Genomic DNA, 26,027 nt, shown 5'->3' with positions numbered 1-26,027 from the left:
AAATGATGATTTAACCCAATATTTTACTTAATTAACTAAACCAAATGCATAAGTCATTAGCTTATTCGTCTCTGTAAAACGCTTCGTTTTACCTTTCGTTCCCATAACAACTGTAATAATACGAGTATCACCTTGTTTTGCTGTACCCGTGAAACAATACCCCGCGCTATCTGTAAATCCTGTTTTTAATCCGTCTATTCCTTCTATATATAAAGCTTTATTATTTTTGTTTAACATATCATTTGTACTTATAACATTAATATTGTTAAATGCTAACTGACTTTGACGCAAGTGAGTCACTTCTAATATTTCTGGATAATCTTTTATAAGATTATACGCCAATTTTGCTACATCAGCAGCTGTCATCTTCGTCTCACTTCCATCAGGTTCTTGTAGTCCTGATGCATTTGCGAATTTAGCATACTCCGACATTTTTAACTGCTTTGCTTTTTCATTCATAAGCTGAACGAAATCTTTCTCTGTTTTTGCCATATGTTCTGCTAAAGCCACAGCCGAATTATTTGCTGATTCAATCATTAATGCATGGTACAAATCTTTAACAGTTAATGTGTCATTAACTTGGACCGGGATTCTCGCACCCTCTGTTTGTGCCGCTTTCGCACTCATTTTCACCGAATCTTCCCAGCGAACTTTCCCATTGTGTACATTTTCTAATAGAAGGTAGGCTGTCATCATCTTAGACATACTTGCTGGTGCAAAAGCTTCATTCTCATTATGTTGATAAATAACATCTCCATTACTCGCATCAATAATCATAGCTGCTTTTGCATCAATTTCCGGTGGTATGTACTTTGGTGGAACTACTTTTTCAGCTAATCCTGTTTTAGGTAGTTCTGCCACCTGTAAAGGTTGTCCCTCTATTTTTGTTGCACTCTTTTGAGTTCCTTGGAATAAGAACCAACATATCCCTAAAATAATGACTACTAGGATCGTCAGCCTTCCCCATTTTAACCGCTTCATTTCAAAACTCCTTTAGCAAACCTTTTATACACTCACGTTTAACCATAACAATAATTACTTTATACCGTCAAGGTAAAAAGCATATTTATTCATATAATACAGTTATGTTACACTGAAAATACCGAAATATAAGAATATTAAATGATGAATCATCGTAAATTAACTATATAATAGAAAGGATTCTTACAATGCTACTTCCAAAATCATTAAAATACGGAGACACAATTGGGATTTACTCACCTTCTTCTCCAGCAACCTATACTTCTCCAAAAAGATTTGAACGATCGAAATCTTACTTACAACAGAAAGGATTTCACATATTAGAAGGTCCACTAACAGGTCGATATGATTATTACCGTTCTGGCAGTATACAAGAGCGTGCCGAGGAACTGAATGCTTTAATAAGAAATCCTAATATATCTTGTATTATGTCGACAATTGGCGGTATGAATTCTAATTCAATATTACCTTATATTGATTATGACGCTTTTCAAAATAACCCTAAAATAATGATTGGTTATTCAGATGCAACAGCTTTATTACTTGGAATTTATGCAAAAACAGGCATTCCAACATTTTATGGTCCAGCACTCGTCCCCTCCTTTGGAGAATTTGAACCTTTTGTTGATTATACATACAAATATTTTGCAAAAACATTACTACATGATCAAGCACTTCCTTACAACATAAAACCACCTTTATTTTGGTCAGATGAATTTATTAATTGGGAAGAGAAGACGAAAGAAAAAGAACGTAGACCCAACAATTGGATTTCTGTAACAAATGGACAAGCTACTGGACGTATTATTGGTGGGAACTTAAATACAATAGAAGGAATTTGGGGTAGCCCTTATATGCCAAGCATTCAAGAAGGCGATATTTTATTTATTGAAGATAGCTCAAAAGATGCAGCTACTATTGAAAGAAGCTTTTCATTGCTTAAAATTAACGGTGTATTTAATAAAGTTTCAGGTATACTTCTTGGAAAACATGAGCAATTTGATGATTGTGGTACAAATCGCAAACCTTACGAAATATTATTAGAAGTACTGCAAAATCAAAGAATTCCTTTACTTGCTGACTTTGATTGTTGTCATACCCATCCGATGATCACTTTGCCTTTAGGTGTTCAAATAAACATGGATGTAACTAATAAAACAATACATATTTTAGAAAAATGGAAGATATAGACGACGCTTATACTATAGGAAGAAAATATTATACACGTTTCCATTAGGAAACAAAAAAGGCTCCGTTCATTACGGAGCCTTTTTTATTATTGCCCTAAATTTTGAACCTTGTCTTTCAATTCACGAACTTGATCTATCGTCTGCATAAGCTCAGAGTTTTTAAACTCTTCTACATTCACTTTTCCTTCTTCTATCTTCGTCATCGCCGTATCAATTAATGTATTTAACTTTTCGTTATATCCAACGATTTGCTGATGAAGATCCTTTGCTACATCAGGTGGTGTTAATTCATTGAAAGCGGGTATATCTTGCTTAATTTCACTAAGCTTCGTTTCTAATTCTTTTCGGGCTTCGCTATCATTAACAGCCTGTTCAGCTAATGCTGGTGCATCATTTGCAAATGCACTTATTTCATTTACATAGTCTGTCGCTTTTTGAGCATAATCTAGGGAGTTTTTCCCTTCTTCTACTATTGAACATCCCATTAAACCAATTGAAACTATACATACTAATAAAATTGATTTGATTTTCATTTTCGACTCCCTTCGTCTTTATACTTGTCTGTACTTTATCATTACTTCTAGCTAAATCACCTATAACCTTTTTCAAATAGCTATTTAACCTCTCACATGTCCTATTATCGTTACAACATCTACTTCTATATGTACGCTAATAATATCTTCAATTATATCCATATATCCTTGTCCTATAGCTGCTCCATACTGTAAAGTAAGCCCCTTCTTTTCATATACTGACTTCGGTACTGAAAAAATAAATCTCCTCAAATTCCTTTCATCAGCAGGCTCCATAATTAAAACAATCCCATCCTCATCAAACATATACGTTCGCCCTCCAACTTTACATTCACTATGGCTCAGTATTGCCTTGGTTAGCAAAATTTAAAACATAATAAGTTAAGATACACTCTGCTCTATCATAAAAATAAAAAAACATTAATTCTTTTCTGTTAAGAATTAATGTTTTTTAAAAAATCAATTTCTAACTCTAGCATCTTTTTTTGTCGAGGTTTTACTTTTCTTGCGGGAACTCCAGCATAAATATACCAATCATCTAAACTTTTTTTTACCATACTCATCGCGCCGACTGCCGCTCCTTCGCCTACAGTTACATTTGGAAAAATAATAGAGTTAGCACCAATGATTGCATGTTTTTTTAAAATAACTTCTTTTGTTTTTACATTCCTATATTGATTCAGGACAGTTGGCCCCATTAATGCATTTCCACTAAAATCGTCCAGTACTGCATATACGATTGTTTTGGCTGAGATGTTTGCAAAGTCATGCATTTCAATCCCAATTTCCCCTCCATATAACGCTACATAAGCTGATATATGCGAATAACTTCCAATTGTGATTTTACCACTTAAAATGCAAAAATCGTCAATTCTTACATTATTACCAACTGATATAGTGCCTGGATTATATATACTCGCTTTTTTACTGATCAATACATTTTCCCCAACAGATAAAAATCCAATTTTCTTTAGTTCTTCTTGACTATAAAAACTATTCATCTGCCGATACCACCTTCTGCCCTAAACAGATTACAATTTGTTCTACTATTTCTTTCGTCATTCCTTCCCATAAAGGTAAACTTACTATTCTTTTGGCTATTTTATTCGTTTTTATTAAATCTGTAGACTTATAGCTTCTAAAAAGAACTTGTTGGTGGCAAGATGGTGAAAAGTATAATCTAGCTTCTATTTTCTGTTTTTTTAGTTCTTCTATTACTTGTATGTTACAAACTTCTTTTGGACAAAGAATAGGCATAAATTGTTGAATAACCGCTTCTGTCTTTTGGACTTGCCATCCTTTTTTCATTAATCCATTACTTTGTAACAATTGTTTATACCATTCAGAAATACGGGTGCGTTCTTTTAATTTTTGATCCCATTTTTTCATAGTCGCAATCCCAATAGCTGCTGCATATTCAGACATTTTACAATTAAACCCTATCATCGTACATTCACGATTTTCATCAAATCCGAAATTCCCCATTCTTTTAATACGTTGTATATCTTCTTCGTTTTTACTATATATAAGCCCACCCTCACCAATTCCGAAAGGCTTTGTTGCATGAAAGCTATATACGATCATTCCACTAAAATCCTGACCGTAATGCATATTTCTATTCATTAATCCGAATCCCGGTGCCGCATCTACGACAACCGGAATTCCCTTCTTCTCTAATTCTTCATATTCTTCTAAGTTCATCCATGATCCAAAAGTTGCGTACGGGACGACAATCGCAACCTCTTCTTTTAATTCTTCAATTTTATCCAAAAGTACTGTTTTATCCATATACCAATCATCTAGTGAAATATCAATAAAATAAGGCTCCAACCCACACCAAATAGCTGCTAACGGAGTCGCAGGGAATGTAAAACTAGGCATGAGGGCATATTTTCCTTTTCTTCTTTTCTTAAGTTGAATAGCCGCCATTAACCCTAACGTTGCGTTTGCCACTGTTGTAACAGCTCCCCTGTTCTGAAAAAATTCCGACATAATTGTTTCTTCAAAACGTTGATTTATAGGTCCATAATTCGTATATATGTGAGATTTATCAATTTCCTTCAATTCGTCCAAATACTCAATTACAGGTACAGTTGAAGCACGTAAAAAAGGAATATTCTCCATATCTATCTATTCCTTCCTATCATTTTCGGACAATATAGAGCATATCTGTTTCAGATAATCCAAATTTCCTAGCACTTTTCATTCCTTGTCTTTCAGCTATGTTATATAATTCCACCTTAAATCCTGCATTCATTAATCGTTGAATGAATCCCGATTGATTATAAATTCTCACATGATCCTCTTGACCAAAAGCTAATTTTCTCAATTGTGGTGTTACAATTAATTCATTCTCTATAATAGAATCTACATTCATTACGATTGGTACTTGAATAATTCCCCATCCATTTGGCTTTAAAACTCTATATAACTCTCGCATTGCTTTGTCATCATCAAGAACGTGTTCTAATACATGGCTACATAAAATTACATCAAAAGTATTACTATCATATGTAATGCTTGTAACATCAATTTCCTTCATTAATGGGTCCTTTGGTTGTAAATCCCCACATACATAAGTAATATTTTTATACTCGTTAAACCAATCCCTTACCTTTGCTTCAGGTGCAATATGAAGCATTGTATAATGTTTACTTAACAAGTCCGTTTCCGCTTCAATGTACGCACGATACAATCTTTCACGATCCATTGAACTACAAACTGGACATATCCCTGTATCTTTATTCCACATTTCAAATTTATATTTTGGAAAATCGTAATGTGCTGGCCAAGGTGAAAATTTTTCAAATTGTTGATTGCAATATTGACAATAACAAGATTCTTTTTCAAACATATGAGCAATTAGCTTGTTTAACCCTTTTTTTATCTTTTCATTATAAATTTGATCTAGTTCGCCATTTCTTACTGCATCCTTAACTATAAATCCCGCATTTTCTAAGCAATAAGATAAGCTCTCTTTATAATCTCTTTCAGAACTTAAAAATCCACTATTATACGCATCTATAATTAATTCAATCCATTCTTCAATTGTCATTAAAATAAAATGCATTTGTTTTTGATTTTGTCCACTATGTTGTCTAAAAGAACTAAGTGGTTCTTGTATATAAACTACTTTTCCTTTCCTCATCATATCAAGCCAAGTTGCAATGTCATTAATAGCAGAATAAGCCTTTCCTTTAAAATACCCAAATTTCCCTTCAAACAAATCTCGATTAAATAGAACAGTTGTCGGCTCACCAACTATATTTTTTAAATTTTTTAATATGTAATTCCCTAATTCTTTCCCTTCAAAAAGTGTAGTTTCTTTCGCAATTTTCATATTCAATGTTGAAGGTGGTAATATCTCTCCATTCTCATCAATTAGTTCACGATATGACGTCACAAATGAAATATTTTCTAACGTCAAAAAATATTTCATCATTTTCTCGATCTTTTCATGATGAAATAAGTCATCATCTAATAAAAAGTTTATATAATTACCGTTCGCAAGTTCTATACACTTATTAAAGTTTTCAGCAACTAAAGGTGTTTCATTTTTAACATATGTAATACACTCATATTCACGTAAATATGGTTGAATCATAGCATTAACTTCATTATTTGTACTGTCGTCAGAAATAATAATTTCAATATTTTCATATGTTTGATTCAGAGCGCTATTGAGCGCTACTTCCAAGTAATAAGGTCTATTATACGCAGGAATAAGTATACTTACTTTCGGTAAAGGAGAATTATTATTTATATGTTGTTTTTTCTTTTCTATGTTTATTTTCTTTCTCCTAATTTTTTGATAATAATCTAATGTATATAATATCGATGATGGAACTATCCTTCTTGCATAATCTAGAAAATTAGTTATCGCTTTATCTAACTCTTTTTCGTTGGATAAGAAACCATATTTTTCTCCTACTATAATACTATGGGAAAAGTCTTCTAACCCATCCATCATTTTATTAGATTCATTTAACTGTTGATCTTGATGTAATCGAAAGTAACTAAGTGTCTCTGCTATGTATACTGCTTTTCCTTTACTTAATAAAGATAGCCATGAAGCAATATCTACGTTACATAGATACCTCCTCTTATCAAAAACCCCATACGGTTCTTGTAAATCATTTTTACGAAATAAAACTGTTGTCGGTTCTCCAATATAATTTTTTTGATCTACAATTACCCTATTTCCTAATTCTGTTCCCTCTATAATCGTATCCTCTTCAAATAAGCGGACAGTTGAATAAATATGTCTTAGTTCTTTCCCTTTATCATCAATTACTTGACGATGAGATGTTATAAGCTTAATTTCATTATCTAGATCATTGAAAAAATACTTCATCATTTTTTCAATTTTATTCACATGAAATATATCATCATCCATTAAAAAATTTATATACTCACCGTTCGCTTCATTAAATAACATTAACGCATTTTCAAATTGTCCGAGAGTTGACTTGTTTTTTATATAAATAATATTTGAATAGTCACACAAGTATTTTTGTAACACCTTTTCTGTTTCGTCATTCGTACTATCATCTCCAACTATAATTTCTATATTAGGGTATGTTTGTTCTAACACACTACATAACGCTTTTTCAAAGTAGTGAGGACGATTATACGTAGGAATTAAAACACTTACCAATGGAAGTTGATCTCCCGCCTCTTCACTTCTTTCAAAACGAGTTCTCATTTTACTCTCTCACCCCTTCGCATATTATTTGTATACTCGATGCAAAAATCACATTACTTAACTGTATGGAGCCTATTTACTTTTATGCAAACATAAAACAAAATATCATACTTTTCGTTCCTGAATAAACATATTTAATAACGCGGACATTTTATTTGCACCTTTTTTATTCATATGATCACTATCATAAAAATCATCATCACAAAATAATGGTGAATCAAATAAATCTATCACTTGAAAAGAATATTGAGTTTGAAAATCATTTATAACTTTATAAAAATCTTCTTTTAATTTCTTACTACTACAATTGAAATAATGTGAAGTAACAGGGAATACAACGATTAGTGGCTTTATATCATTTTTTAACAGTAATTCTAAATATGTTTTAAAAATCGTTTTATTTTCAACTAAAGTATGAGGATAAGACAATTTAGCATGTGAAGCTGCTCTTATTTTCCCATGTTCTTCAAAAGGAATATGAAGGGGAGTGTTATTCCATTCAGCATTTATCCATGGTAGTTTCAATGATTCATCTTTTAGTTCGTCTAGTAAAATATATTCAAAATGCAAATTAAAAATAGAAAAAAGTGGTTTCGGAGTATCTAGATGTGAGAATCCATCAGTGGGTAGAGGTGAATGGACTGCAGTATGATGCCCGTCTTGAAACAATGGATAATATACTTTGTGAATTCTATATGCTTCAGATGATAACGACATGTCAAAGTAAAAAGAGAAATAGGCTATTCCTATCAAACAATATTGAAATGAATGTTTGTTTAATAGAAGTTGTGACGCGATTAAATAATCATAGTATAGATCTTGCGATGGAAGTGTTAATTTAATTGATTTTTTTGAGAGGAGCTCCGTACTTATGCCACAATGCGGATAAGACAAACCGGTAGCAAACAATTCATACGTCGGATCACCCTTTGCTTTTTTCATAGAAATGTATAAAGACATAAGATCCGGATTTATTTGATATATAGAAATTAATTTATCCTTCCATTCATACATGTATTTTGTTAAATTTATAATTTTTGTACTTTGCACGCCCCTATTTATCAATTCATTTGCAATTTTTTCTGCGTCCACCCTCCAAATGACTATATATTGAAAAGAATTTTCTACACGAACAATATTTGAAACGTTTACAACATGAACTATTGTTTTACATTTATTTTTGTCTAATGCATTTCGAATCCTACCCACTGATAATTCATCACTTAAAACAATAATTTTATACTGCTCATTCATGTACATCCCCTCCATTATATGTATAATATGAAGTTCATTTTTCATTCGTAACGATCATATATATATTTAATTCAATACAAAAAAATAGCTGCACCATTAGGCGTAGCTATTTTACAATTATTACTTATTCAAACTATATTCCTTTATCTAACTCATAAAGCTTTCGATACTTCTCATTTTCCTTCAGAAGTTGTTCATGACTCCCTTGCATCACAATTTTACCACGATCAAGGAATATAACTTCATCTACATGTTCAATTCCTACAAGATGGTGCGTAATCCAAATTACTGTCTTTTCTTCCGTTGCAGAAAACATTGTTTCTATTAAAGACAATTCTGTCTTTGGATCTAAGCCGATTGTAGGTTCATCCAGTACAATGATTGGTGCTTCTTGCATGAGCGTTCTAGCAAAAGCAACCCGTTGTCTTTCCCCGCCAGAAAACCTTTTTCCCATTTCATGCATTTTTGTTTGTAATCCATCTGGAAGGGTAGCAATATGCGAAGCTAATTGTGCTTTCTCTAAAGCTGTCCATATCTCTTCATCCGTAGCCTCTGGTTTACCGATTCGTACATTATTTCCAATTGTCGTATCGAATAAATGCGGCTTTTGATTCAATACAGAAATATATTTTGATAAAAGATTCGTATGAGCATGTTGACTATTTAATAAAACTTCACCATGCAACGGGCTTAGCGCACCTGTTAACAATTTTAACAAAGTAGATTTCCCTGTTCCGCTTCTTCCTAAAATGGCGATTTTCTTTCCTGCCTTTATTTGTAGTGATACTTCTTTCAATACGAATTCATTACTATCTGGGTAACTATACGATACATTATTTAATTCAATGTCTATATGTTTTGATGCAGCATAATCTTTATCTACATGTAATTCCTTTTCATCGTGTAAAACATCATTACCTTCTATTTGATTTAGACGATGAGCAGATTCTACATATGATGGAATGCGATCAATAGCATCTGAAAGAGGAATAAGCGCGTTTGTGACAGATAACGTCATTAAGACGAAAGCCGCAATAACGGTAGGTGCAATTTGTTCACTTGCCGCCTCATTTCCAGTCCATATGATCATTGAAATAACTACAATACCCACTACTAATTGAATGATACTGTCCCGAATGTGATTCCAGCGTTTCATTCTTTTTTCCGTTTTTAACAACTGCGCATTTTGTTCTACATACTTATCAATGAATTCATCTTTTCTACCACTTGCTTGCCAATCAGATAATCCAAAAACAGCGTCTGTTAGTTGTTGATACAAACGGTTTCTTCCTTGTTTTAGAGTAACATGATGTCGCTTCATTAAAAGTAATGATACAAATGGAAGAAGAAAGACGATAATCGCTAGCATACACCCTGCAATAAGTGCAAACACTACGTCAAACGCACCGATAACAAGTACGAATATGCTATATACAACTAATGCTAATATGCTAGGAAATATTGTACGTAAATATAGGTTTTGCAAATGCTCTATATCTTCCGATAACACCCCTAGCATATCGCCCGTTTGAAATCGCGAACGGAAAAATAACGCCTGCGGTTCTACTATTCTATATAGTTTCGTTCTCATTTTTTCTAATATGCGTAATACGACATCATGTCCAACTAAACGCTCTAAATAATGAAATACCGCTTGCCCTATACTAAACGCACGTGTTGCAACGATAGGAACATATACAGCCATTACATTTTCTGGTCGAAGAGCAGATTTAGAGATTAAATAACCTGAAATAAAAAGTAACATTGCACCTGAACTAACTCCAAGAAGACCAAGGAAAATAGTTACAGTCATTCTACCTTTATTTTGCTGTATATAAGGTTTAATCCAGTTACCCATCTCTATCTCCTCTCTTTCCTATGAAAATGTAATGCCTCATTCTTTAAAAGCTCTTCATACGTTCCACTTTCTATCATTTTCCCTTTATTTAAAACAAGAATATGATCCATCTGTTTCATCCAGTGAAGACGATGCGTTGCAAGAAATACTAGCTTACCTTCAAACAGACGTAACATCGCTTGCTTTATTTCAAACTCTGTTTCTATATCAAGATGTGCCGTAGGCTCGTCTAATAAAATAATTGGCTTTTTACTTAAAATTGCACGCGCCATAGCAACACGTTGTTCTTGCCCGCCACTAAGCATACGTCCACCTTCTCCAATTTTTTCGTACATCCCGTTCGGAAGCGATGTAACAAGTGAACGAAGACCAACTTCATTAATAACTCTTTCCACTTCTTCATCCGTTGTATTTGTTTCGTAAAAACAAATGTTATCTTTTAATGAAAGCGGGAAAATATAAGGGTGCTGCGGAATATAAGCAATATTCTTTTGCCACTCTTCACGAGTAGCCCCGTCAATTTCCACACCATTTACGATCATCTTTCCAGCTGAAGGAGTTAAAAATCCTGCTAATACGTCGATTAACGTTGATTTCCCTGCCCCACTTTCACCAATTACACCTATAGCACCAGTGCCTTTCCAAGTAAAATCAATTCCCTCTAATATAGCTTTTTCAGATTGATCACTCTTTACTTTTATATCTTGTAATTTCAAGTTACTAGTTGAATTCCATATTAAATCTACATTAGATTCTTTCTTTCCTATTTCTTTTTGTTGCTGTAAAATCTCTTCTATTTGCTCCATTGCAAGTTGTCCATCTAACGTAGCATGATAATTTGCACCAACTTGTTTAATTGGCAGAAAATATTCCGGAGCTAAAATTAAAATTGTAAGGGCTGGCAGTAGTACAATTGTCCCATCTATTAAACGTATCCCTAATCCGACTGCCACAAATGCGATTGATAAACTCGTAAAGAAATCTAATGCAAAAGAAGAAAGAAAAGCAACTCGCAAAGTACGCATCGTTGCTTTTCTATATCTTTTACTTACTTTTTCAATCTTTCCTTCATGCTGTTTACTTTTCCCTAAATACTTTAATGTTTCTAACCCTTTTAACGTATCTACAAAATGATTAGAAAGTACACGATATGTCTCATACTGACTATCCGCCATTTTCTGCGCTGCTAATCCGAGTAGAATCATAAATATAATTACGATAGGAATCGTTACAACTAAAATGATTCCAGACTCAATATCTAGCGTAAAAACATATAGTACAATTAGTCCCAGTACGATACTACTTCTAATCATTTTAGGAATTGTTAATTCAATATATGTTTTAAATTTCTCAATACCTTCTATCGATAAGGTAACCAGATGACCTGTTCCAGCAGTTTGAACATACCGTGGACCTAATGTGAAATACGCCTCTATTAATTGTTTTCGCAGTAGCGATCCTGTTTTTTCAGCGAAACGTTCCACTAATATTTGCGATACTCGAACTAGCATGTGACGTAATGCAAACGCGATTCCAAAATAAACCGTTTCATTTAACACAGATTGCACTGTTTCTCCTTGAAATAAAAACGTAATAGCCCGTGCTAAAAACACTGTTTGCGCAATAATACTAAAAGCTTCTAAAATGCTAATGATTGTTAACACTACATATAAAACTCGGCTACCAGGATACGACGGAAGTCCTCTTTTTCTTTTCATTAGTACTCCAAATCTTTATCTGACTTAACAGGTTGTCTAAACACATAGAAACTCCATATTTGACTTCCCAAAACAAATGGCAATATAGCAATTGAAAAATACGTCATCAGTTTTAGTGCATAATCTCCCGATGCTGCATTATAAATTGTTAAATCGTATATTGACCCTAACGAGCTAATTAAGACACGTGGGAACATGCCGGCAAACACACTCGCACTTAGTAAAACGATTGTTAAACTCGTCATAACGAAAGCCCAACCATCTCTTCTTCTTTTATTTAATAATGTTGACGCACATAATGCTACAAAAGCTCCGATCGGAACCATAATCCACTCTGTACCATGACCAGTGAATATATCTGTTTTCCATAACCCTACACCGGCAAAAATTAGAAGTGCTATAATTGCAAGCGGTGCAATTTTCAACGCAGCAATACGTGCACGTTCTCTTAACTTACCAGTTGTACGTATAGTAAGGAATTGCAATCCGTGAACAATACATAGCAGAAGGAACATAACTCCTCCAAGTAATGCAAATGGATGTAGTAATTGTAAGAATCCACCTACAGCATTTTTCGTCTCATCAATTGGAATACCTACCATAAAGTTAGCAATGGCAACTCCCCAAAGGATAGGCGGTAGTAAACTTCCTAAAAACATACCCCAATCCCAAAAACCTTTCCATTTATGATTATCTATTTTCGCACGGAATTTAAAGGAAACGCCTCTAATAATTAAAGCGAGAAGCATAAATACAAACGGAATGTAAAATCCGCTAAATAAAGTTGCATACCAGTGCGGGAATGCTGCGAACATAGCTCCACCTGCACAAACAAGCCATACTTCATTGGCGTGCCAAAATGGACCAATTGTATTTAAGTAAATTCTTTTCTCTAAATCGTTTTCCCCTAAAAACCTTGAGACTATACCTACACCAAAATCGAAACCTTCAAGTACAAAGAAGCCTACGAATAAAACTGCAATAATGATAAACCACAACTCATTAAGAGATAACATACTCATCCTCCTTATCAAATGGATCATGGCTTTGAGAATCCTGTTTCGCTTTCTTATTCTCATGTCCTTTAATAGTACGAACGAATAAGTAAATAGTAATTCCACCTATAATTAAATATAGTGATGTGAACGAAACTAAAGAGAATAATACTTCTCCGAACGTAACATTTGGAGATACAGCATCTTCCGTTTTCATAACACCGAAAACTACCCAAGGCTGACGTCCCATTTCAGTCATAATCCATCCTACTGTATTACCGATAAACGGTAGTGCAATTGCATACACCATTAATTTTAAATACCAAGTTTTTTCAGCTAATCGATCTTTTCTTGATAAGAACCATCCGTACGCTCCTAGAAGAAGCATAAATGTTCCACTCATTACCATCGCTCTAAAACTCCAGAACATAGTGTGTACTGGTGGAATATAGTCTCCAGGCCCATATTTTTCTTCATATTGCTTTTGAATTTGATTCATCCCTTCTACTTGACCGCTAAATTTATCAAATGATAATAGACTTAGCATATAAGGGATTTGAATTTCAAACGAGTTTTCTTGCTTCTCTGCATCAATTTTTGCAAATACTGTAAATGGCGCTGGATCTTCACTCGTATTCCATAACGCTTCAGCTGCTGCCATTTTCATTGGATGTGTCTTAATTAATTGTTGTGCTTGCGCATGACCGAAGAATAATACTAGCGCAGTTGTAATTGTTCCAACAATGATAGAAATGCGGAACGATTTTTTAAACACTTCAGTTTCTTGAGCTTTCGTTATTTTCCATGCACTCACACCTGCAATAAAGAATGCACCTGTTGCAATCGCCGCTGTAATTGTATGCGGGAATTGTACCCATAATTGTGGGTTTTGAATGATCGCTAAGAAATCATTCATTTGTGCACGTCCATCTGCTGCCATTTCATATCCTACTGGCGATTGCATAAATGCACTTGCAGTTAAAATCCAAAATGCTGATAACATTGTTCCAATTGAAAGGAGCCAAATACATAAAAGGTGAATACGCTTCGGTAATTTATCCTCACCGAATACCCATAAACCTAAGAATGTAGACTCAATGAAAAATGCTAATAAACCTTCAATCGCAAGTGATGGACCAAACACATCACCTACGAAGCGTGAATATGTTGACCAGTTCATACCAAACTGGAATTCTTGTAAAATACCAGTTACTACACCTACCGCAAAGTTAACAAGGAATATTTGTGTCCAAAACTTCGTCATCTTCTTATAAATTTCTTGTCCCTTTACTACATATAACGTTTGCATTAACGCAATGATAAAAGCTAAACCAATAGACAGCGGAACAAAAAAGTAATGGAAAATCGTTGTTGATGCGAATTGTATTCGTGCCAATTCGAGCGTTTCCATACTACAATCACTTCCTTCATAATTTTTTATATCGTAATTTCAATTGAGTTGTATGAATAAAACAACTCAATTCTTAGAAATATAGAAAGATAAATTTGTTTATGTACTTTTAGAAAATATAAATTTTCAGTTTTCAAGATAATTACAAAAGAACTTTCTCATAAAATTTACCTTTTCACTATTTCAGTAGTGTTTTATTCGTTAATCGAATTGTATAATATACCTGCATAGTAAATTCAGCTGATTTTTGACGTATTATTGACATCATTTTGTCTGAAATATGTCTTTTGTCATTTTCTTGAATTAGATTTTTCTCATTAATAAAATGTATTTTTTAAATATAAGACTTACTTCCATATCAATAAAATAATCATTTTTCTCTTCATACACTTGACTTTCATGCGAAAAAATGTCCTCTAAACCAACAAAGAAATCAGTGAGTTTTTTGTCAAGAGAAAAATATATTTCTAAAATTCAAACACGAAATAATGTTATTCAAAAATAGAAAATACCCTCCCTCTTTCTAGACTAAAAATTCATTTTATTGTCATTTTTTCGAACTAAATTCATACATAAAAAATACCGAGAATCGATTACACTCTCGGTATTTTTTAAATTATTTTGCTGTATGTTTTCTAATAGCCGGTAAAATCTCAGTAGCAATTAGTTCGATATTTTTCTCAATTTTATTAAGTGGTACACCACCAAAATCAATTTGTGCCATAAAACGTTGTTGTCCAAACAATTCATATTGGTAAAGCATTTTTTCAATAATTTGTTGCGGACTACCAACCATTAATGCATCACGATAATCTACTGCATTTGTAAATTGTTGTTTCGGATACCCACCACCGCGCAGTGTAAGCATACCAGCATTAATATGAGGATAGTATTCATTAAATGCATCTTGTGAATTTTTTGCTGTATAAAATAAACTCGTCGTTGCAACTGGTAAACTTGCTGGATTAAATCCACTTTGCTCTGCAGCCTCACGGTAAGCATCTACTGATCCTTTAAAGTTAATAGCTGGACCACCTAGTGTTGTTATCATCATTGGTACGCCCGCACGTCCTGCTTTAATCGCACTAGCTGGTGGGCCACCGACTGCACGCCAAATTGGTAAATTATTATTTTTCGCTCTTGGAATAACCGATGCGTGTGCAAGCGGTGCTCTGAACTGTCCATTCCAAGTTACATGTTCCTCATTATTAATTTTCAATAAAAGTTCCATCTTCTCTTCAAATAATTCTTCATAATCATTCACGTCATAACCAAGTAAACTATATCCCCCAATACGAGATCCACGACCAGCCACGATTTCTGCACGTCCATTAGAAATCAAGTCAATTGTAGCAAAATCCTCATATACTCGTACCGGATCAGATGTACTTATTATCGTTGCTGAACTTGCAATTTTTATATTTTTCGTAGCTTGTGCAATAGCCCCTAAAATAACTGTATGAGCTTGCGTTGTAAAATGCGTTTGATGACTTTCACCGACAGCAAATACATCAAGTCCAGCTTCATCTGCTAACTTAGCTGTTTCAATTAATTCATGAATTCTTTGTTCAGCACTAATTTTCTCTCCATTATGCGGATTTAATACATGGTCCCCGATCGAATATAATCCAAACTCCATTCCTTTACTTGTATCCATACGGTATTTTTCCATAGTTGTTCTCTCCTTTAATTAAGTCATATTAATTTTCTTCAATCAACCTTCACTTGATTAGTCAATTGATAATGTAAAAAAAATTACTCTTGCGGTAATTCTTTTTTTTCACTGTGCTTATGCACTTTCGTCATTAGCTCGTATAATATTTTCTGCTCTTCTTCATTTAATACATCATCAAAAAACGAAGATTGAAATGCAAGCTGCTCTGGCAGTGCTCTCTCTAAAGCTGCTTCCCCTTGCTCTGTAAGACTAATTGTTTTCGTTTTCCAATCTTGTTTTCGTACTATATATCCTTCTTTTTCAAGGCGAGTTAACATTCGAGAAATACCGCCTTGTGTAACTGTTACCTTTTCAGCTAACTCCATTTGTGTGAGTGGTTGATACGTACGTATTTGCAAAAGCACATCAAATTGAGCTGTCGTTAAATCAAAACGTTTTAAAAACTCATTTGACATCTGATTACTTTGGTTCGTAAATCGTATTAAACGTAACCATATTAATGATCCTATCGTATTATCACGCATGTTTGATCACTTCCTATCGTGAATCTTACTATCACTTTACTACGCAAGTGATAAAAAAGCAAGAGAAAAAGTGAAAAATATCTCATTAAAAAATAACGATAAGAAAGAATTCATGTTTAAATGAATTCTTTCTTATCATTATTCTTAACTTTCCATTTCATTCATTGCTATATTTAAAGCTCCCGCTGCTTTGGGCCAACCAACATAAAAAGCCATATGTGTTATTAATGCAATCAATTCATTTTCTTTAATTCCATTTTGTTTGGCCAGTCGCAAATGAAATGGTAATTGTTCTGTCTGATTAAGACTAATTAATGCCGCCACTGTACATAAACTTCTTTCTCTTAATGTTAAAGTGGCATCCCGCCACACTTCCTCGAACAATATCTCTTCACTATAATGAGAAAATGCAGGTGCCTTTTCTCTCATTTTCTCTTGAATACAATATTCAATGGATTCATTCATCATTTCACTCCCCCTTCACTTTTACCAATTGTGCCATTCCTTGACCAAATGACCAATTTTCTGCAGATGTCTCATTTAGCGTAATAAAAATATCTGCACTTTTTATACTAGAACATTCAGAAACATTCGAGGATATCGACTGATACAGATCACTTTTCTGTTTTATCGTTCTTCCCGGTCCACATGTAATAGAAACATAAATCATATTCTTTGTTCTCTTTTCTCCTCCTTCCAACAAATAATATGGATTATATAAAAAGTGATTTTGCGAGTAAGATAAAAACAGTTGAAAATAATCATTTTCAGGGATGTTAAAATTTTCAATTAATGAAAGATGAATACATTCACCTATCTTTTTGATCTCTTCTTTATTTAATTTATTTTCATGATAATAAACGTTCACAAAAGGCATACATTTTCATTCCTTTTCTTAATTTAACATTTAACAAATTTTCATCGTGAAATGTGCAAAATCTCATATACTGTAACATCTTTATTCGTTACCATATCAGGCTTATCATTATAAAATCTGAATTGGCTATATCCCCATTTATCTGGATTATAAATAATTACATTTCCTAAACTCTTTTCTATGTTTTGTACATTCTCATTCAAAGTGTTTAATTGAGTCCCTCTCAGTGAATTACTTTGAGAAATACTCCCTGTATACTCAACAGCATATCTACTTTTTTTAAAATCATCGCTTAAATTAACAACTAATGGAACACCTATATTTATTTGTTGCCATCCAAAAGATTGTAAAATATTATCGTAATACCCTTCAAAGATAAATTTGTTCATTCCTTCATGGCCATTCCAAACATATAAAGGTGCATAACAGTTATAGAAATTCCCATCCTTACCTGCCTCATTAATTAAATACGCTTTAAAATTTAGTTCTTGAAAACCATCCGTTTTATGTCCATTATCCTTTACCCTTTTTTTAATGATCTCCATATCATAATCCTTTGGCAAAATGACCTTATATTGCATTCCAATCATGTTTATCACTCACTTTCTATCTTATATACAAAATGATAAACCGATAATTAACTAACGTAAAATAGGTATAAATTATGTTTGATATCATTTATAATGATACCGTATAAGGGGCTGTGATACATGGAAATAAATGATCTTATTATATTCAAAACTGTAGCTAGTGAAGGTTCTATTAGTAAAGCTGCTAAAGAGTTAGGATATGTTCAGCCAAACGTAACTGAACGAATCAAAAAATTAGAACAAGAATTAGAAACTCCTTTACTACATAGAGATAATAAAGGCGTTTCCTTATTACCTTCTGGTGACATTTTATTAGACTATACGAATCAAATATTAACTTTAGTAGAAGAAGCGAAAGATAAAATTAAAACGAGTGGTTCTTCTTATATAATAGCGACGTCACAATCTATTTTGACCAATTATGTAAGTAAGCGTATTAAAGAAAATTTCAGGAATTATCAAATATATGTAGAAAATAGTAGTCATTTGCATAAATTACTGCAACAACAAAAAGTTGATATGGTCATTACTTACGAGGATGATCCCGAAGCAGCTTTTAAAAAAGTATTTACTACTTCCATTTCCGTAGGCTTATTACAAGCGAAAGGAACGCTTATCATTGACTATTCAAAGGAACTCTTCTTCGTTAGCAATGACAAAAAGTGCCCTTTTAGAAATAAGACGATACAATTTCTAAAAGATAATAATTTATCTCAACTTCAACTTCAACAATTAGATTCTTATTCGCTTATGGAAGAGTTTATTCAGGACGGTAAAGGGATAGCCTTTTTACCGATTAAAAATGATAACTTAGTGCCCATTGAAGATGTTCCAATTGAGGAATTAGCTGTTCATTTTTTTACAAATCAAAACTCTTTAAAACAAATACCTAATGAATTATTTGATTAGGATAATATCTTTAAACTAACTAATTACATACACCAATAAAAATCCCTCCTTTACGAATCTAAAAGAGGGGTTTTCATATTCTATACAATTGATTTTTCACACATTTTGCTCCACTTCTGCACTTTTCTCCTTCTTATTCCGTTTCACATTCTTCAAACTCTTTACCGTCCCAACTAATCCTTTCGGGAAAACTAGCAATACGATAATGTACAATAAACCAAGAATAATCGTCCATCGTTCAAAAATCGGATACGCTGTAGCTAGTTCTGATAAATAATATTTCAGTGATTCAATAATTCCAGCTCCAGCAATCGCTCCAATTAACGTTCCAACGCCTCCAATCATCGTCATCAATAATGCATTTAATGTCATTTCAATTGAAAATACAGTCGTATTTACAAAGCGTAGTGTGATAACAAATAAACCACCACTAATCGCAGCTACTACTCCTGCCACAATACTAGCAATAATTTTATAATGAAGAACTTTATATCCTAATGCTTCAACACGTTGTTCATTTTGTGAAATTGCCTTTAATACTTTTCCGATAGAAGATTTAGTAAAAAGACGTAACAGAATAAAAATAACAATTAAACATATAAGTGTTACATAATAAAAAGTAAAACGATCACGGAATAAATCTGGTACACCAAATGTAAAACCATCCCCTCCGTGAGTAAGCCCACGCCATTTTTCAGCAAGTACGAAAAACAACTGTGAAATAGCAAGTGTTAACATTGCATAAAAATGACTTTTCAGCCGTAAAGAAAGCAAACCAATTATATAACTAACAATTGCTGAAATGATAATTGCAGCTACTAGCCCTATAAAAAAGTTCGTTATAGATACTCCTTGCCGATCAAATAAAAGGGCTACGCCATATGCTCCTATTCCAAAGAACATACAATGACCGAACGATACAATTCCTGTATATCCAAGCAATACATCAAAACTCATTGCAAAAATAGCAAAGATGAAGATTTGAGTGAACAAAATTAACAAGCTCCTTGAATCATTTACGAATGGAAATACACTTAAACAAATGAGCATAAATACTCCGAAGTATACTTTAATTCGATTTGATGTGCTGTTCACCATTTCACCCCTTTTCACTAACAAGTCCATTTGGCTTCACGATTAAGAAAAATAGTAACATTAACATATTGATTGCAAGTGATAAATCTGGTATAAAATACGCTGTAAAAGCACCAGCTAATCCGACAATTAAAGAAGCGATTGCCGAACCTTGTACGCTTCCTAGCCCTCCAATGATTACTACTATGAAAGCTAAAATCGCATACTGCATACCCATCTCAGCGAAAATAACGCCTGAATATGGTGCTAATAAGAATCCTCCCAACGCTGCCATCCCTGCTCCTAATAAAAAGACGAAAGAAAATATCGCTTTTACGTTAATACCGAGCGCTTGAACCATCTCTTTATCCATTACACCAGCACGTATCATAAGACCTATCTTTGTTTTTTTGAGCAGTAATAGTAAGGCAATATAAATGATGATCCCAATTAAAATAACGAATAAACGATATTTAATTAAGATAACTCCTCCGAACGTAAAACTTCCCTGTAGCCATAATGGTAATTTTGCACCAATTGGATTAGGTCCCCAAAATACTTTAATACATTCACTAAGTACAAGCATTCCTCCAAGCGTCACAAGAAGCTGGCGAACATGATTTCCATATACAGGTCTAATAAGGAATCTTTCTAAAATGAATCCAAGGAACATTCCCATAGCTATTGCCCCAATTAGCGCTAATACATAACTACCTGTCATATTAAATAGCCAAACACCTGTAAACGCTCCCCACGCAAATAATCCACCATGTGCAAAGTTTAGAACACTCATTAAACCGAAAATAAGCGAAAGACCTGACGCTAATAAAAAAATGAGCATCCCTGTTGAAATTCCATTTACAAATAAATTGATTAACACATCCATCCTTCTCACCCCGGATTCATGTTAAGAGATCCCTAAATATTTTTGACACATTTCCTTATCCTCTTTTAATTCGTGCATAAAACCGTTATGAACAATTTTTCCATTATCCATAATATAAAAGTAATCACCAATTTGACTAGCCATCATAAAATTTTGTTCAACGAGTAAAACTGTTGTTTTCTCCTTCATTTTCAAAATGGCTATCATTAACTTTTCTATCATAATAGGAGACAACCCTTTACTCGGCTCATCAATAAGTAGTAAACCATCACTATTAATAAATGCTCTTGAAATTGCTAACATTTGCTTTTGTCCTCCACTTAGGAGTCCGCTTTTTTTGTGCCAAAATTGCTTTAAATCTGGAAATAGTTCCAGCATCCATTCTATTTTTTCTTCCGCTTCTTCACCCTTACCTCTAGCAAGAGCGAATGTTTCTTCTACTGTCAGGTCGTGAAAGATACCTTGATTTTCTGGTACATACCCTATTCCTTTCCTTGAAATTAAATGTGTAGATAATCCATTTACTTGTGTACGATCATAATAAATTTCACCATGTGCGATATGATGAAATCCCATAACCGAACGTAACGTCGTCGTCTTCCCTGCCCCATTTCTGCCAAACAGTACAGTAATCGTTCCTTTTTCAACAGCAAGAGATACCCCTTGTAAAATATGAAACTGATCTAAATACGTCTCTATATTATTCACTTGTAATAGTGCCACTATATAATCCCCCTAAATAAGCACTTTGTACACGCTCATCTTTCATAATTTCTTCGGGTAAACCTTCAGCCAATAGCTCTCCATGAAATAAAACGATAAGATGATCTGACAAACCTAGTACCATATCCATTTTGTGTTCAATAAGTACAATTGTACTCTCTGGATGTTTCTTAATATTTTCAATCACTTGTAAAATAGCTGGTACCTCCTCAACTGATATACCTGCCGTCGGCTCATCAAGTAGTAACACATCCGTTTTTAAAGCTAATAACATCGCAAGCTCTAATTTTCGCTTTTCTCCATGCGCTAAATCTTTCGCTAATACATGTTCTTTCTCCTGAAGTAATACTGTTTTTAAGAAACGTCTCGCCTCTCCAACTTGTTGCTTAAATTTTGCCGAACTCGGAAAAAAACTATAGTAATCTTGCACGAATGATTGAACACTTAAACGAACATTTTCAAGTACCGTTAACTCTGGAAATATATTTGTAAGTTGAAAAGAACGACCAATTCCTAATCGAGTTCGATCTGAAATTGATAACTTTGTAATCTCTTGTCCTTTAAAATATACTTCACCCTTCGTTGGGGAAATTTGCCCACTTAGTAAATTAAATAACGTTGTCTTTCCTGCACCATTTGGTCCAATAATGGAAATGAGCTTTCCTTTTTGTACTGTTACATTCACATCTTTAATAACATGATGTTCCCCAAAAGATACGCTAAGATTTTTCGTTTCTAGCAAATGTGTCACGAAATCCCTCCCTTTAAAGCTTTAAGTTTGAAAGAAATACGTATAAAGAGGGTGTCCCCCCTCTTTATACAAAAACAACAGAAAATTCAGTCTATTTATTTTGAACTGGTGGTTCTGTCTCTTTCATCGTTAATTCTCGCTCTAATACTGGCACAGGATAATCAACACCATCTTGTTTTTTCAATGTGATAGAATAAAGCGTCTGCATCGCTTGATGATCCTTCTCTCTAAATTTCATCTTTCCTTTCGGCGTATCAAATTCCATTCCTTCCATTTTCTTAATCAATGTATCTACATCTGTGTCCCCTTTTGATTTCTTTAAAGCTTCTACAATAGAAATTGCCGCTGACATTCCACCCGCTGTAAATAAATCTGGCACTTCACCATTAAATCGCTTTTTATGTTCTTCCACTAACCAATCATTCACCTTATTTTTTGGGAGTGTATGATAATAAACAGAAAAACCTTGCATTCCTACTAACGCATCCATCGTTTTTAATGCTGGTATATCTGGTGCACCTGTAGAAATTTTAATACCTTGCGCTTCCACATTCATATCCTTCAACTGTTTCCAAGGTGAATTTGCCCCTGCCCAAACGATAAATAAATAATCTGGTTTTGAACTAATGATATTTTGAATATTAGCAGTGAAGTCAGTCGAATTCGTATCAGCATATTGCTCATTTACAATATTCGCACCTAATTTCTTCGCTCCAGCTTTAAATGCCGCAATTCCTTCACGGCCGTAAGCATTATCTTGTGCTAACGTTGCTATTTTCACATCTTTTTTAGCAATTGCTGCAGCACCAGCGACTGCATCTTGAGATGAATTTCTACCCGTTCTAAAAATATATTTATTCCAGTTCTTCCCGGTAATACTATCAGCTACTGCCGGTTCTACAACCATTATTTTTTCATATTCTTCAGCTAATGGTAAAACCGCTAATGTATCACTTGAACTAGACGATCCGACTAAAAAATCAACTTCCTCTTCTTCTAATAACTTCGTAGCTTTCTTCACTGCTACATCTGCTTTCGTTTCCGTATCTTCTACAACAAACTTAATCTTCTTCCCTTCCACCTTCCCAGTTCCCCCCGTCGCATAGTCTAACCCTAATTCAAATCCGTTCACTGTTTGTTTTCCATACGATTCTAATGGACCTGTTAATGAAGCAAGAACCCCTACCTTAATCGTCTTTTCATCCTCTGTACTTGTTTTCTTTCCTGAACAAGCTGCCGTTATGAATAACGAACTTAAAACACAACCAGTAGCCATCATTCTTAGCCATTTACGTTTTTTCATCGACATTGTGATCCTCCCCATACTTTACTTTCTGATAGAGTCAAACACGCCAAAGTTACCCATCCGTAATTATGACTTTTTCTTTAAATCATATAAACGAGGTTGTTAGTATACATGTATCTTCTCCGATTTCCATGAAACACCTTTACAATTTGATATAAATATTTTATTCCTACCTATACCGCATTCCGAAACTATTAAACTTCTATCCTCTCTAACAAGTATTTTGAGCCTCCAATATTAATTAGCTTTCTTAAAAAATTGAATTCTTTGGAGTAAACCATCTGTAATAATGATATTCCCTTGGCTATCCACATCTATTCCTTGTGGTGAGAAAAACTGCCCTGATATACCACTAAAACTTCCAAAAGACTCTAAAAAACCCCCATTTTCATTATAAATATTCACGCGATTATTAGAAGTATCTGTGACATACACCGTATTATTTATATCGATTTCAATTCCTATTGGCAAAAAAAGATCCCCGGGACCCTCTCTCCAATTTTCTAGTGGATCTAAGTTTCCAGCTCCATGATTGGTACCCCATTTTGTAAGAAAATTACCCTCATTATCAAATTTTTGAACCCTATTATTAATCCGATCCACAACATAAACATTATCTTTTGAATCAATTGCTAATTGCATAGGTTGAAAAAACTCTGCCTCTCCAGTTCCTTTTTTCCCCCATGATTTCATATATACAAAGAATGGATTAAATTTTTGAATACGATGATTTTCTGAATCAGCTATAAATATGTTTCCTTTACTATCAATAGCTATTCCAGATGGAAATTGAAAAAAGCCTGGTAATACTCCAAATGAACCATATGAAGCAAGCGCTATTCCTGAATTGGTGAATTTTTGGATACGATGATTTACAGAGTCAGATACATAGACGTTATTGTAACGATCCGTTGCAATTTGTCTTGGAACATAAAACTGTCCTGGAAGACTTCCGTATCCTAGTGGTCCACCAGCACCAAATAAACTTCCCCACTTCCCAACAACCTTCCCAGTTGTATCATATTTCAAAATCCGATGATTAAAGGAATCCGATACAAAAACATTTCCATTCGTGTCTCTTTCGACGTCATAAGGTCCTGCATATTGTGTATTTCCATTCCTTTCACTACCTATAGTTTTCTTCATTACCGCTGTTAGGCCTACTTCATTATATAAAAGTACACGATTATTTCCCGTATCCGTTATATAGATATTCCCTTTACCATCCGGAAGAACTTGATTTGGATAAACAAACTGGAAAAAATTACCTATTGTATATAAAAATTGATCTTTATTTGTAAATTTCATTATCCGATTGTTATAAGTATCTGCTACATATAGCGATCCAGATGTTGAGTCAAAATTTATTCCTCTTGGATGGTAGAATTGATATGGGCCTAAACCTGCAATTCCTGTTCCGATTACTCGCTTAAACTCCCCTTTTTTATCAAACACTTGAATACGATTGTTATATGTGTCTGCAATATAAACCTCGTCTTGTTTATTTATCGCGATACCTTGTGGTAAAGCCATTTCTCCATTCGCCTTTCCATAACTCCCTATTGTTTGAATATACTGCCCATTCGGGCTATATTTCTGAATACGATGATTGTATTCATCCGTAATATAGTAATTGTTATCGCTATCTACTGCAATTTCCCTAGGAAACGAGAACTGCTCACTTCCTTTACCTTTTGTGCCCCAACTTTTAATAAATTGAAACTCCTCATTAAATTTTTGAATACGATAATTCGCTGTATCCGCAACTAAAATATTACCTTCTTTATCAACAGCAATACCAAATGGCATATTAAACTGCCCCGGACCTTCACCTAAAGTTCCTATCGTATCAACAACTTCTCCATTCTTATCTATTTTCAAAACCCTATTATTCCCCATATCAACAACATACAAAAATCCTTTTGCATCCCTTGCCATCGCCACCGGTGTCCTTAATAACTTAGAAGGATCTAGCTCACTCCCCCATGATTTCACATATTTTACAGCAGAGGCATTTCCTACAGAAGCAAACATCCATAGACTCACAATAACAATGAAAAAACAACA

General features: G+C 33.8%; 24 protein-coding genes. 2 read left to right on the top strand and 22 right to left on the bottom strand.

Annotated elements, in window-relative coordinates; all coding sequences use genetic code 11:
* Window positions 1-27: 27 nt before the first annotated feature.
* Window positions 28-981, bottom strand: coding sequence for a D-alanyl-D-alanine carboxypeptidase family protein (locus ACUXEY_RS11105; protein WP_166702621.1), 954 nt, complete (start codon window positions 979-981; stop codon window positions 28-30).
* Between the two features lie 188 nt (window positions 982-1,169).
* Between ACUXEY_RS11105 and ACUXEY_RS11100 the strand changes: the two genes are divergently transcribed.
* Window positions 1,170-2,171: a S66 family peptidase gene (locus tag ACUXEY_RS11100; protein ID WP_461300683.1), complete on the top strand. Its 1,002-nt coding sequence runs from the start codon at window positions 1,170-1,172 to the stop codon at window positions 2,169-2,171.
* Between the two features lie 86 nt (window positions 2,172-2,257).
* Here the strand turns inward: ACUXEY_RS11100 and ACUXEY_RS11095 are convergent, their stop codons facing one another.
* The 15 genes from ACUXEY_RS11095 to ACUXEY_RS11025 all read right to left on the bottom strand — a co-directional run bounded on the left by ACUXEY_RS11095 (window position 2,258) and on the right by ACUXEY_RS11025 (window position 18,311).
* The gene (locus ACUXEY_RS11095; RefSeq protein ID WP_166702617.1) at window positions 2,258-2,704 is read right to left on the bottom strand and encodes a DUF6376 family protein; all 447 of its coding nucleotides are present in this window, start codon (window positions 2,702-2,704) and stop codon (window positions 2,258-2,260) included.
* 84 nt (window positions 2,705-2,788) lie between these two features.
* Window positions 2,789-3,010 carry a hypothetical protein gene (locus ACUXEY_RS11090; protein ID WP_166702615.1) on the bottom strand — a complete coding sequence of 74 codons (222 nt, stop codon included), beginning with the start codon at window positions 3,008-3,010 and terminating at the stop codon, window positions 2,789-2,791.
* A gap of 128 nt (window positions 3,011-3,138) precedes the next feature.
* On the bottom strand, window positions 3,139-3,705 hold the full coding sequence (locus tag ACUXEY_RS11085; RefSeq protein WP_461300682.1) for an acyltransferase: 567 nt from the start codon (window positions 3,703-3,705) through the stop codon (window positions 3,139-3,141).
* Window positions 3,698-4,828 (bottom strand): aminotransferase class I/II-fold pyridoxal phosphate-dependent enzyme, encoded by a 1,131-nt coding sequence (locus tag ACUXEY_RS11080; RefSeq protein ID WP_461300681.1) that lies wholly within the window; start codon window positions 4,826-4,828, stop codon window positions 3,698-3,700. The genes ACUXEY_RS11085 and ACUXEY_RS11080 overlap by 8 nt, the downstream gene beginning before the upstream one ends.
* Before the next feature lie 19 nt (window positions 4,829-4,847).
* The gene (locus ACUXEY_RS11075; RefSeq protein WP_461300680.1) at window positions 4,848-7,409 is read right to left on the bottom strand and encodes a glycosyltransferase; all 2,562 of its coding nucleotides are present in this window, start codon (window positions 7,407-7,409) and stop codon (window positions 4,848-4,850) included.
* Window positions 7,410-7,514: 105 nt separating this feature from the next.
* Window positions 7,515-8,663: a hypothetical protein gene (locus tag ACUXEY_RS11070; RefSeq protein ID WP_429602260.1), complete on the bottom strand. Its 1,149-nt coding sequence runs from the start codon at window positions 8,661-8,663 to the stop codon at window positions 7,515-7,517.
* 133 nt (window positions 8,664-8,796) lie between these two features.
* Window positions 8,797-10,521 carry a thiol reductant ABC exporter subunit CydC gene (cydC, locus tag ACUXEY_RS11065; RefSeq protein ID WP_461300679.1) on the bottom strand — a complete coding sequence of 575 codons (1,725 nt, stop codon included), beginning with the start codon at window positions 10,519-10,521 and terminating at the stop codon, window positions 8,797-8,799.
* Window positions 10,522-10,523: 2 nt separating this feature from the next.
* Window positions 10,524-12,239 carry a thiol reductant ABC exporter subunit CydD gene (gene cydD, locus ACUXEY_RS11060; RefSeq protein ID WP_461300678.1) on the bottom strand — a complete coding sequence of 572 codons (1,716 nt, stop codon included), beginning with the start codon at window positions 12,237-12,239 and terminating at the stop codon, window positions 10,524-10,526.
* Window positions 12,239-13,255, bottom strand: coding sequence for a cytochrome d ubiquinol oxidase subunit II (gene cydB / locus ACUXEY_RS11055; RefSeq protein WP_071757894.1), 1,017 nt, complete (start codon window positions 13,253-13,255; stop codon window positions 12,239-12,241). The genes cydD and cydB overlap by 1 nt, the downstream gene beginning before the upstream one ends.
* Entirely contained in the window at window positions 13,242-14,645 is a 1,404-nt protein-coding gene (gene cydA, locus ACUXEY_RS11050) for a cytochrome ubiquinol oxidase subunit I (RefSeq protein ID WP_461300677.1), read from the bottom strand. Before cydA ends, cydB begins: the two co-directional genes overlap by 14 nt.
* Window positions 14,646-15,261: 616 nt before the next feature.
* Window positions 15,262-16,317 (bottom strand): LLM class flavin-dependent oxidoreductase, encoded by a 1,056-nt coding sequence (locus ACUXEY_RS11045; protein ID WP_429602264.1) that lies wholly within the window; start codon window positions 16,315-16,317, stop codon window positions 15,262-15,264.
* Window positions 16,318-16,400: 83 nt separating this feature from the next.
* Window positions 16,401-16,844, bottom strand: coding sequence for a MarR family winged helix-turn-helix transcriptional regulator (locus ACUXEY_RS11040; protein WP_001205523.1), 444 nt, complete (start codon window positions 16,842-16,844; stop codon window positions 16,401-16,403).
* Between the two features lie 144 nt (window positions 16,845-16,988).
* Window positions 16,989-17,312 carry a carboxymuconolactone decarboxylase family protein gene (locus ACUXEY_RS11035; protein WP_429602265.1) on the bottom strand — a complete coding sequence of 108 codons (324 nt, stop codon included), beginning with the start codon at window positions 17,310-17,312 and terminating at the stop codon, window positions 16,989-16,991.
* A gap of 1 nt (window position 17,313) precedes the next feature.
* Window positions 17,314-17,721 carry a tautomerase family protein gene (locus ACUXEY_RS11030; protein ID WP_166702599.1) on the bottom strand — a complete coding sequence of 136 codons (408 nt, stop codon included), beginning with the start codon at window positions 17,719-17,721 and terminating at the stop codon, window positions 17,314-17,316.
* Window positions 17,722-17,762: 41 nt separating this feature from the next.
* Window positions 17,763-18,311: a DUF4865 family protein gene (locus ACUXEY_RS11025; RefSeq protein ID WP_166702597.1), complete on the bottom strand. Its 549-nt coding sequence runs from the start codon at window positions 18,309-18,311 to the stop codon at window positions 17,763-17,765.
* Between the two features lie 120 nt (window positions 18,312-18,431).
* Between ACUXEY_RS11025 and ACUXEY_RS11020 the strand changes: the two genes are divergently transcribed.
* Complete coding sequence (locus ACUXEY_RS11020) at window positions 18,432-19,220, top strand: LysR family transcriptional regulator (RefSeq protein WP_166702595.1); 789 nt, start codon at window positions 18,432-18,434, stop codon at window positions 19,218-19,220.
* Between the two features lie 96 nt (window positions 19,221-19,316).
* On the opposite strand, the gene ACUXEY_RS11015 is transcribed toward ACUXEY_RS11020, so the two are convergent.
* From ACUXEY_RS11015 to ACUXEY_RS10990, 6 genes are all read right to left on the bottom strand, one after another.
* Window positions 19,317-20,270 (bottom strand): branched-chain amino acid ABC transporter permease, encoded by a 954-nt coding sequence (locus ACUXEY_RS11015; protein WP_166702653.1) that lies wholly within the window; start codon window positions 20,268-20,270, stop codon window positions 19,317-19,319.
* Window positions 20,271-20,319: 49 nt separating this feature from the next.
* The gene (locus tag ACUXEY_RS11010; RefSeq protein WP_166702593.1) at window positions 20,320-21,180 is read right to left on the bottom strand and encodes a branched-chain amino acid ABC transporter permease; all 861 of its coding nucleotides are present in this window, start codon (window positions 21,178-21,180) and stop codon (window positions 20,320-20,322) included.
* 21 nt (window positions 21,181-21,201) lie between these two features.
* A complete protein-coding gene (locus ACUXEY_RS11005; RefSeq protein WP_078419855.1) occupies window positions 21,202-21,903 on the bottom strand; it encodes a branched-chain amino acid ABC transporter ATP-binding protein in 702 nt (233 codons plus the stop codon).
* The gene (locus tag ACUXEY_RS11000) at window positions 21,881-22,654 is read right to left on the bottom strand and encodes an ABC transporter ATP-binding protein (protein WP_210627216.1); all 774 of its coding nucleotides are present in this window, start codon (window positions 22,652-22,654) and stop codon (window positions 21,881-21,883) included. Before ACUXEY_RS11000 ends, ACUXEY_RS11005 begins: the two co-directional genes overlap by 23 nt.
* 91 nt (window positions 22,655-22,745) lie before the next feature.
* Entirely contained in the window at window positions 22,746-23,963 is a 1,218-nt protein-coding gene (locus ACUXEY_RS10995; protein ID WP_461300676.1) for a substrate-binding domain-containing protein, read from the bottom strand.
* A gap of 234 nt (window positions 23,964-24,197) precedes the next feature.
* The gene (locus ACUXEY_RS10990; RefSeq protein WP_461300705.1) at window positions 24,198-25,994 is read right to left on the bottom strand and encodes an NHL repeat-containing protein; all 1,797 of its coding nucleotides are present in this window, start codon (window positions 25,992-25,994) and stop codon (window positions 24,198-24,200) included.
* Between the last annotated feature and the right edge of the window lie 33 nt (window positions 25,995-26,027).

The organism is Bacillus sp. F9_6S_D1_P_5 (genome assembly GCF_054823925.1).
Note: the sequence above shows the minus strand (reverse complement) of the source record. Positions and strands in the feature narration are given on the sequence as shown.

What these genes read in the sequence shown, in the direction of transcription:
- ACUXEY_RS11105 (WP_166702621.1), bottom strand. Translation starts at nt 981, where the DNA reads ATGAAGCGGTTAAAATGGGGAAGGCTGACGATCCTAGTAGTCATTATT.
- ACUXEY_RS11100 (WP_461300683.1), top strand. Translation starts at nt 1,170, where the DNA reads ATGCTACTTCCAAAATCATTAAAATACGGAGACACAATTGGGATTTAC.
- ACUXEY_RS11095 (WP_166702617.1), bottom strand. Translation starts at nt 2,704, where the DNA reads ATGAAAATCAAATCAATTTTATTAGTATGTATAGTTTCAATTGGTTTA.
- ACUXEY_RS11090 (WP_166702615.1), bottom strand. Translation starts at nt 3,010, where the DNA reads ATGTTTGATGAGGATGGGATTGTTTTAATTATGGAGCCTGCTGATGAA.
- ACUXEY_RS11085 (WP_461300682.1), bottom strand. Translation starts at nt 3,705, where the DNA reads ATGAATAGTTTTTATAGTCAAGAAGAACTAAAGAAAATTGGATTTTTA.
- ACUXEY_RS11080 (WP_461300681.1), bottom strand. Translation starts at nt 4,828, where the DNA reads ATGGAGAATATTCCTTTTTTACGTGCTTCAACTGTACCTGTAATTGAG.
- ACUXEY_RS11075 (WP_461300680.1), bottom strand. Translation starts at nt 7,409, where the DNA reads ATGAGAACTCGTTTTGAAAGAAGTGAAGAGGCGGGAGATCAACTTCCA.
- ACUXEY_RS11070 (WP_429602260.1), bottom strand. Translation starts at nt 8,663, where the DNA reads ATGAATGAGCAGTATAAAATTATTGTTTTAAGTGATGAATTATCAGTG.
- cydC (WP_461300679.1), bottom strand. Translation starts at nt 10,521, where the DNA reads ATGGGTAACTGGATTAAACCTTATATACAGCAAAATAAAGGTAGAATG.
- cydD (WP_461300678.1), bottom strand. Translation starts at nt 12,239, where the DNA reads ATGAAAAGAAAAAGAGGACTTCCGTCGTATCCTGGTAGCCGAGTTTTA.
- cydB (WP_071757894.1), bottom strand. Translation starts at nt 13,255, where the DNA reads ATGTTATCTCTTAATGAGTTGTGGTTTATCATTATTGCAGTTTTATTC.
- cydA (WP_461300677.1), bottom strand. Translation starts at nt 14,645, where the DNA reads ATGGAAACGCTCGAATTGGCACGAATACAATTCGCATCAACAACGATT.
- ACUXEY_RS11045 (WP_429602264.1), bottom strand. Translation starts at nt 16,317, where the DNA reads ATGGAAAAATACCGTATGGATACAAGTAAAGGAATGGAGTTTGGATTA.
- ACUXEY_RS11040 (WP_001205523.1), bottom strand. Translation starts at nt 16,844, where the DNA reads ATGCGTGATAATACGATAGGATCATTAATATGGTTACGTTTAATACGA.
- ACUXEY_RS11035 (WP_429602265.1), bottom strand. Translation starts at nt 17,312, where the DNA reads ATGATGAATGAATCCATTGAATATTGTATTCAAGAGAAAATGAGAGAA.
- ACUXEY_RS11030 (WP_166702599.1), bottom strand. Translation starts at nt 17,721, where the DNA reads ATGCCTTTTGTGAACGTTTATTATCATGAAAATAAATTAAATAAAGAA.
- ACUXEY_RS11025 (WP_166702597.1), bottom strand. Translation starts at nt 18,311, where the DNA reads ATGATTGGAATGCAATATAAGGTCATTTTGCCAAAGGATTATGATATG.
- ACUXEY_RS11020 (WP_166702595.1), top strand. Translation starts at nt 18,432, where the DNA reads ATGGAAATAAATGATCTTATTATATTCAAAACTGTAGCTAGTGAAGGT.
- ACUXEY_RS11015 (WP_166702653.1), bottom strand. Translation starts at nt 20,270, where the DNA reads ATGCTCATTTGTTTAAGTGTATTTCCATTCGTAAATGATTCAAGGAGC.
- ACUXEY_RS11010 (WP_166702593.1), bottom strand. Translation starts at nt 21,180, where the DNA reads ATGGATGTGTTAATCAATTTATTTGTAAATGGAATTTCAACAGGGATG.
- ACUXEY_RS10995 (WP_461300676.1), bottom strand. Translation starts at nt 23,963, where the DNA reads ATGTCGATGAAAAAACGTAAATGGCTAAGAATGATGGCTACTGGTTGT.
- ACUXEY_RS10990 (WP_461300705.1), bottom strand. Translation starts at nt 25,994, where the DNA reads ATGTTTGCTTCTGTAGGAAATGCCTCTGCTGTAAAATATGTGAAATCA.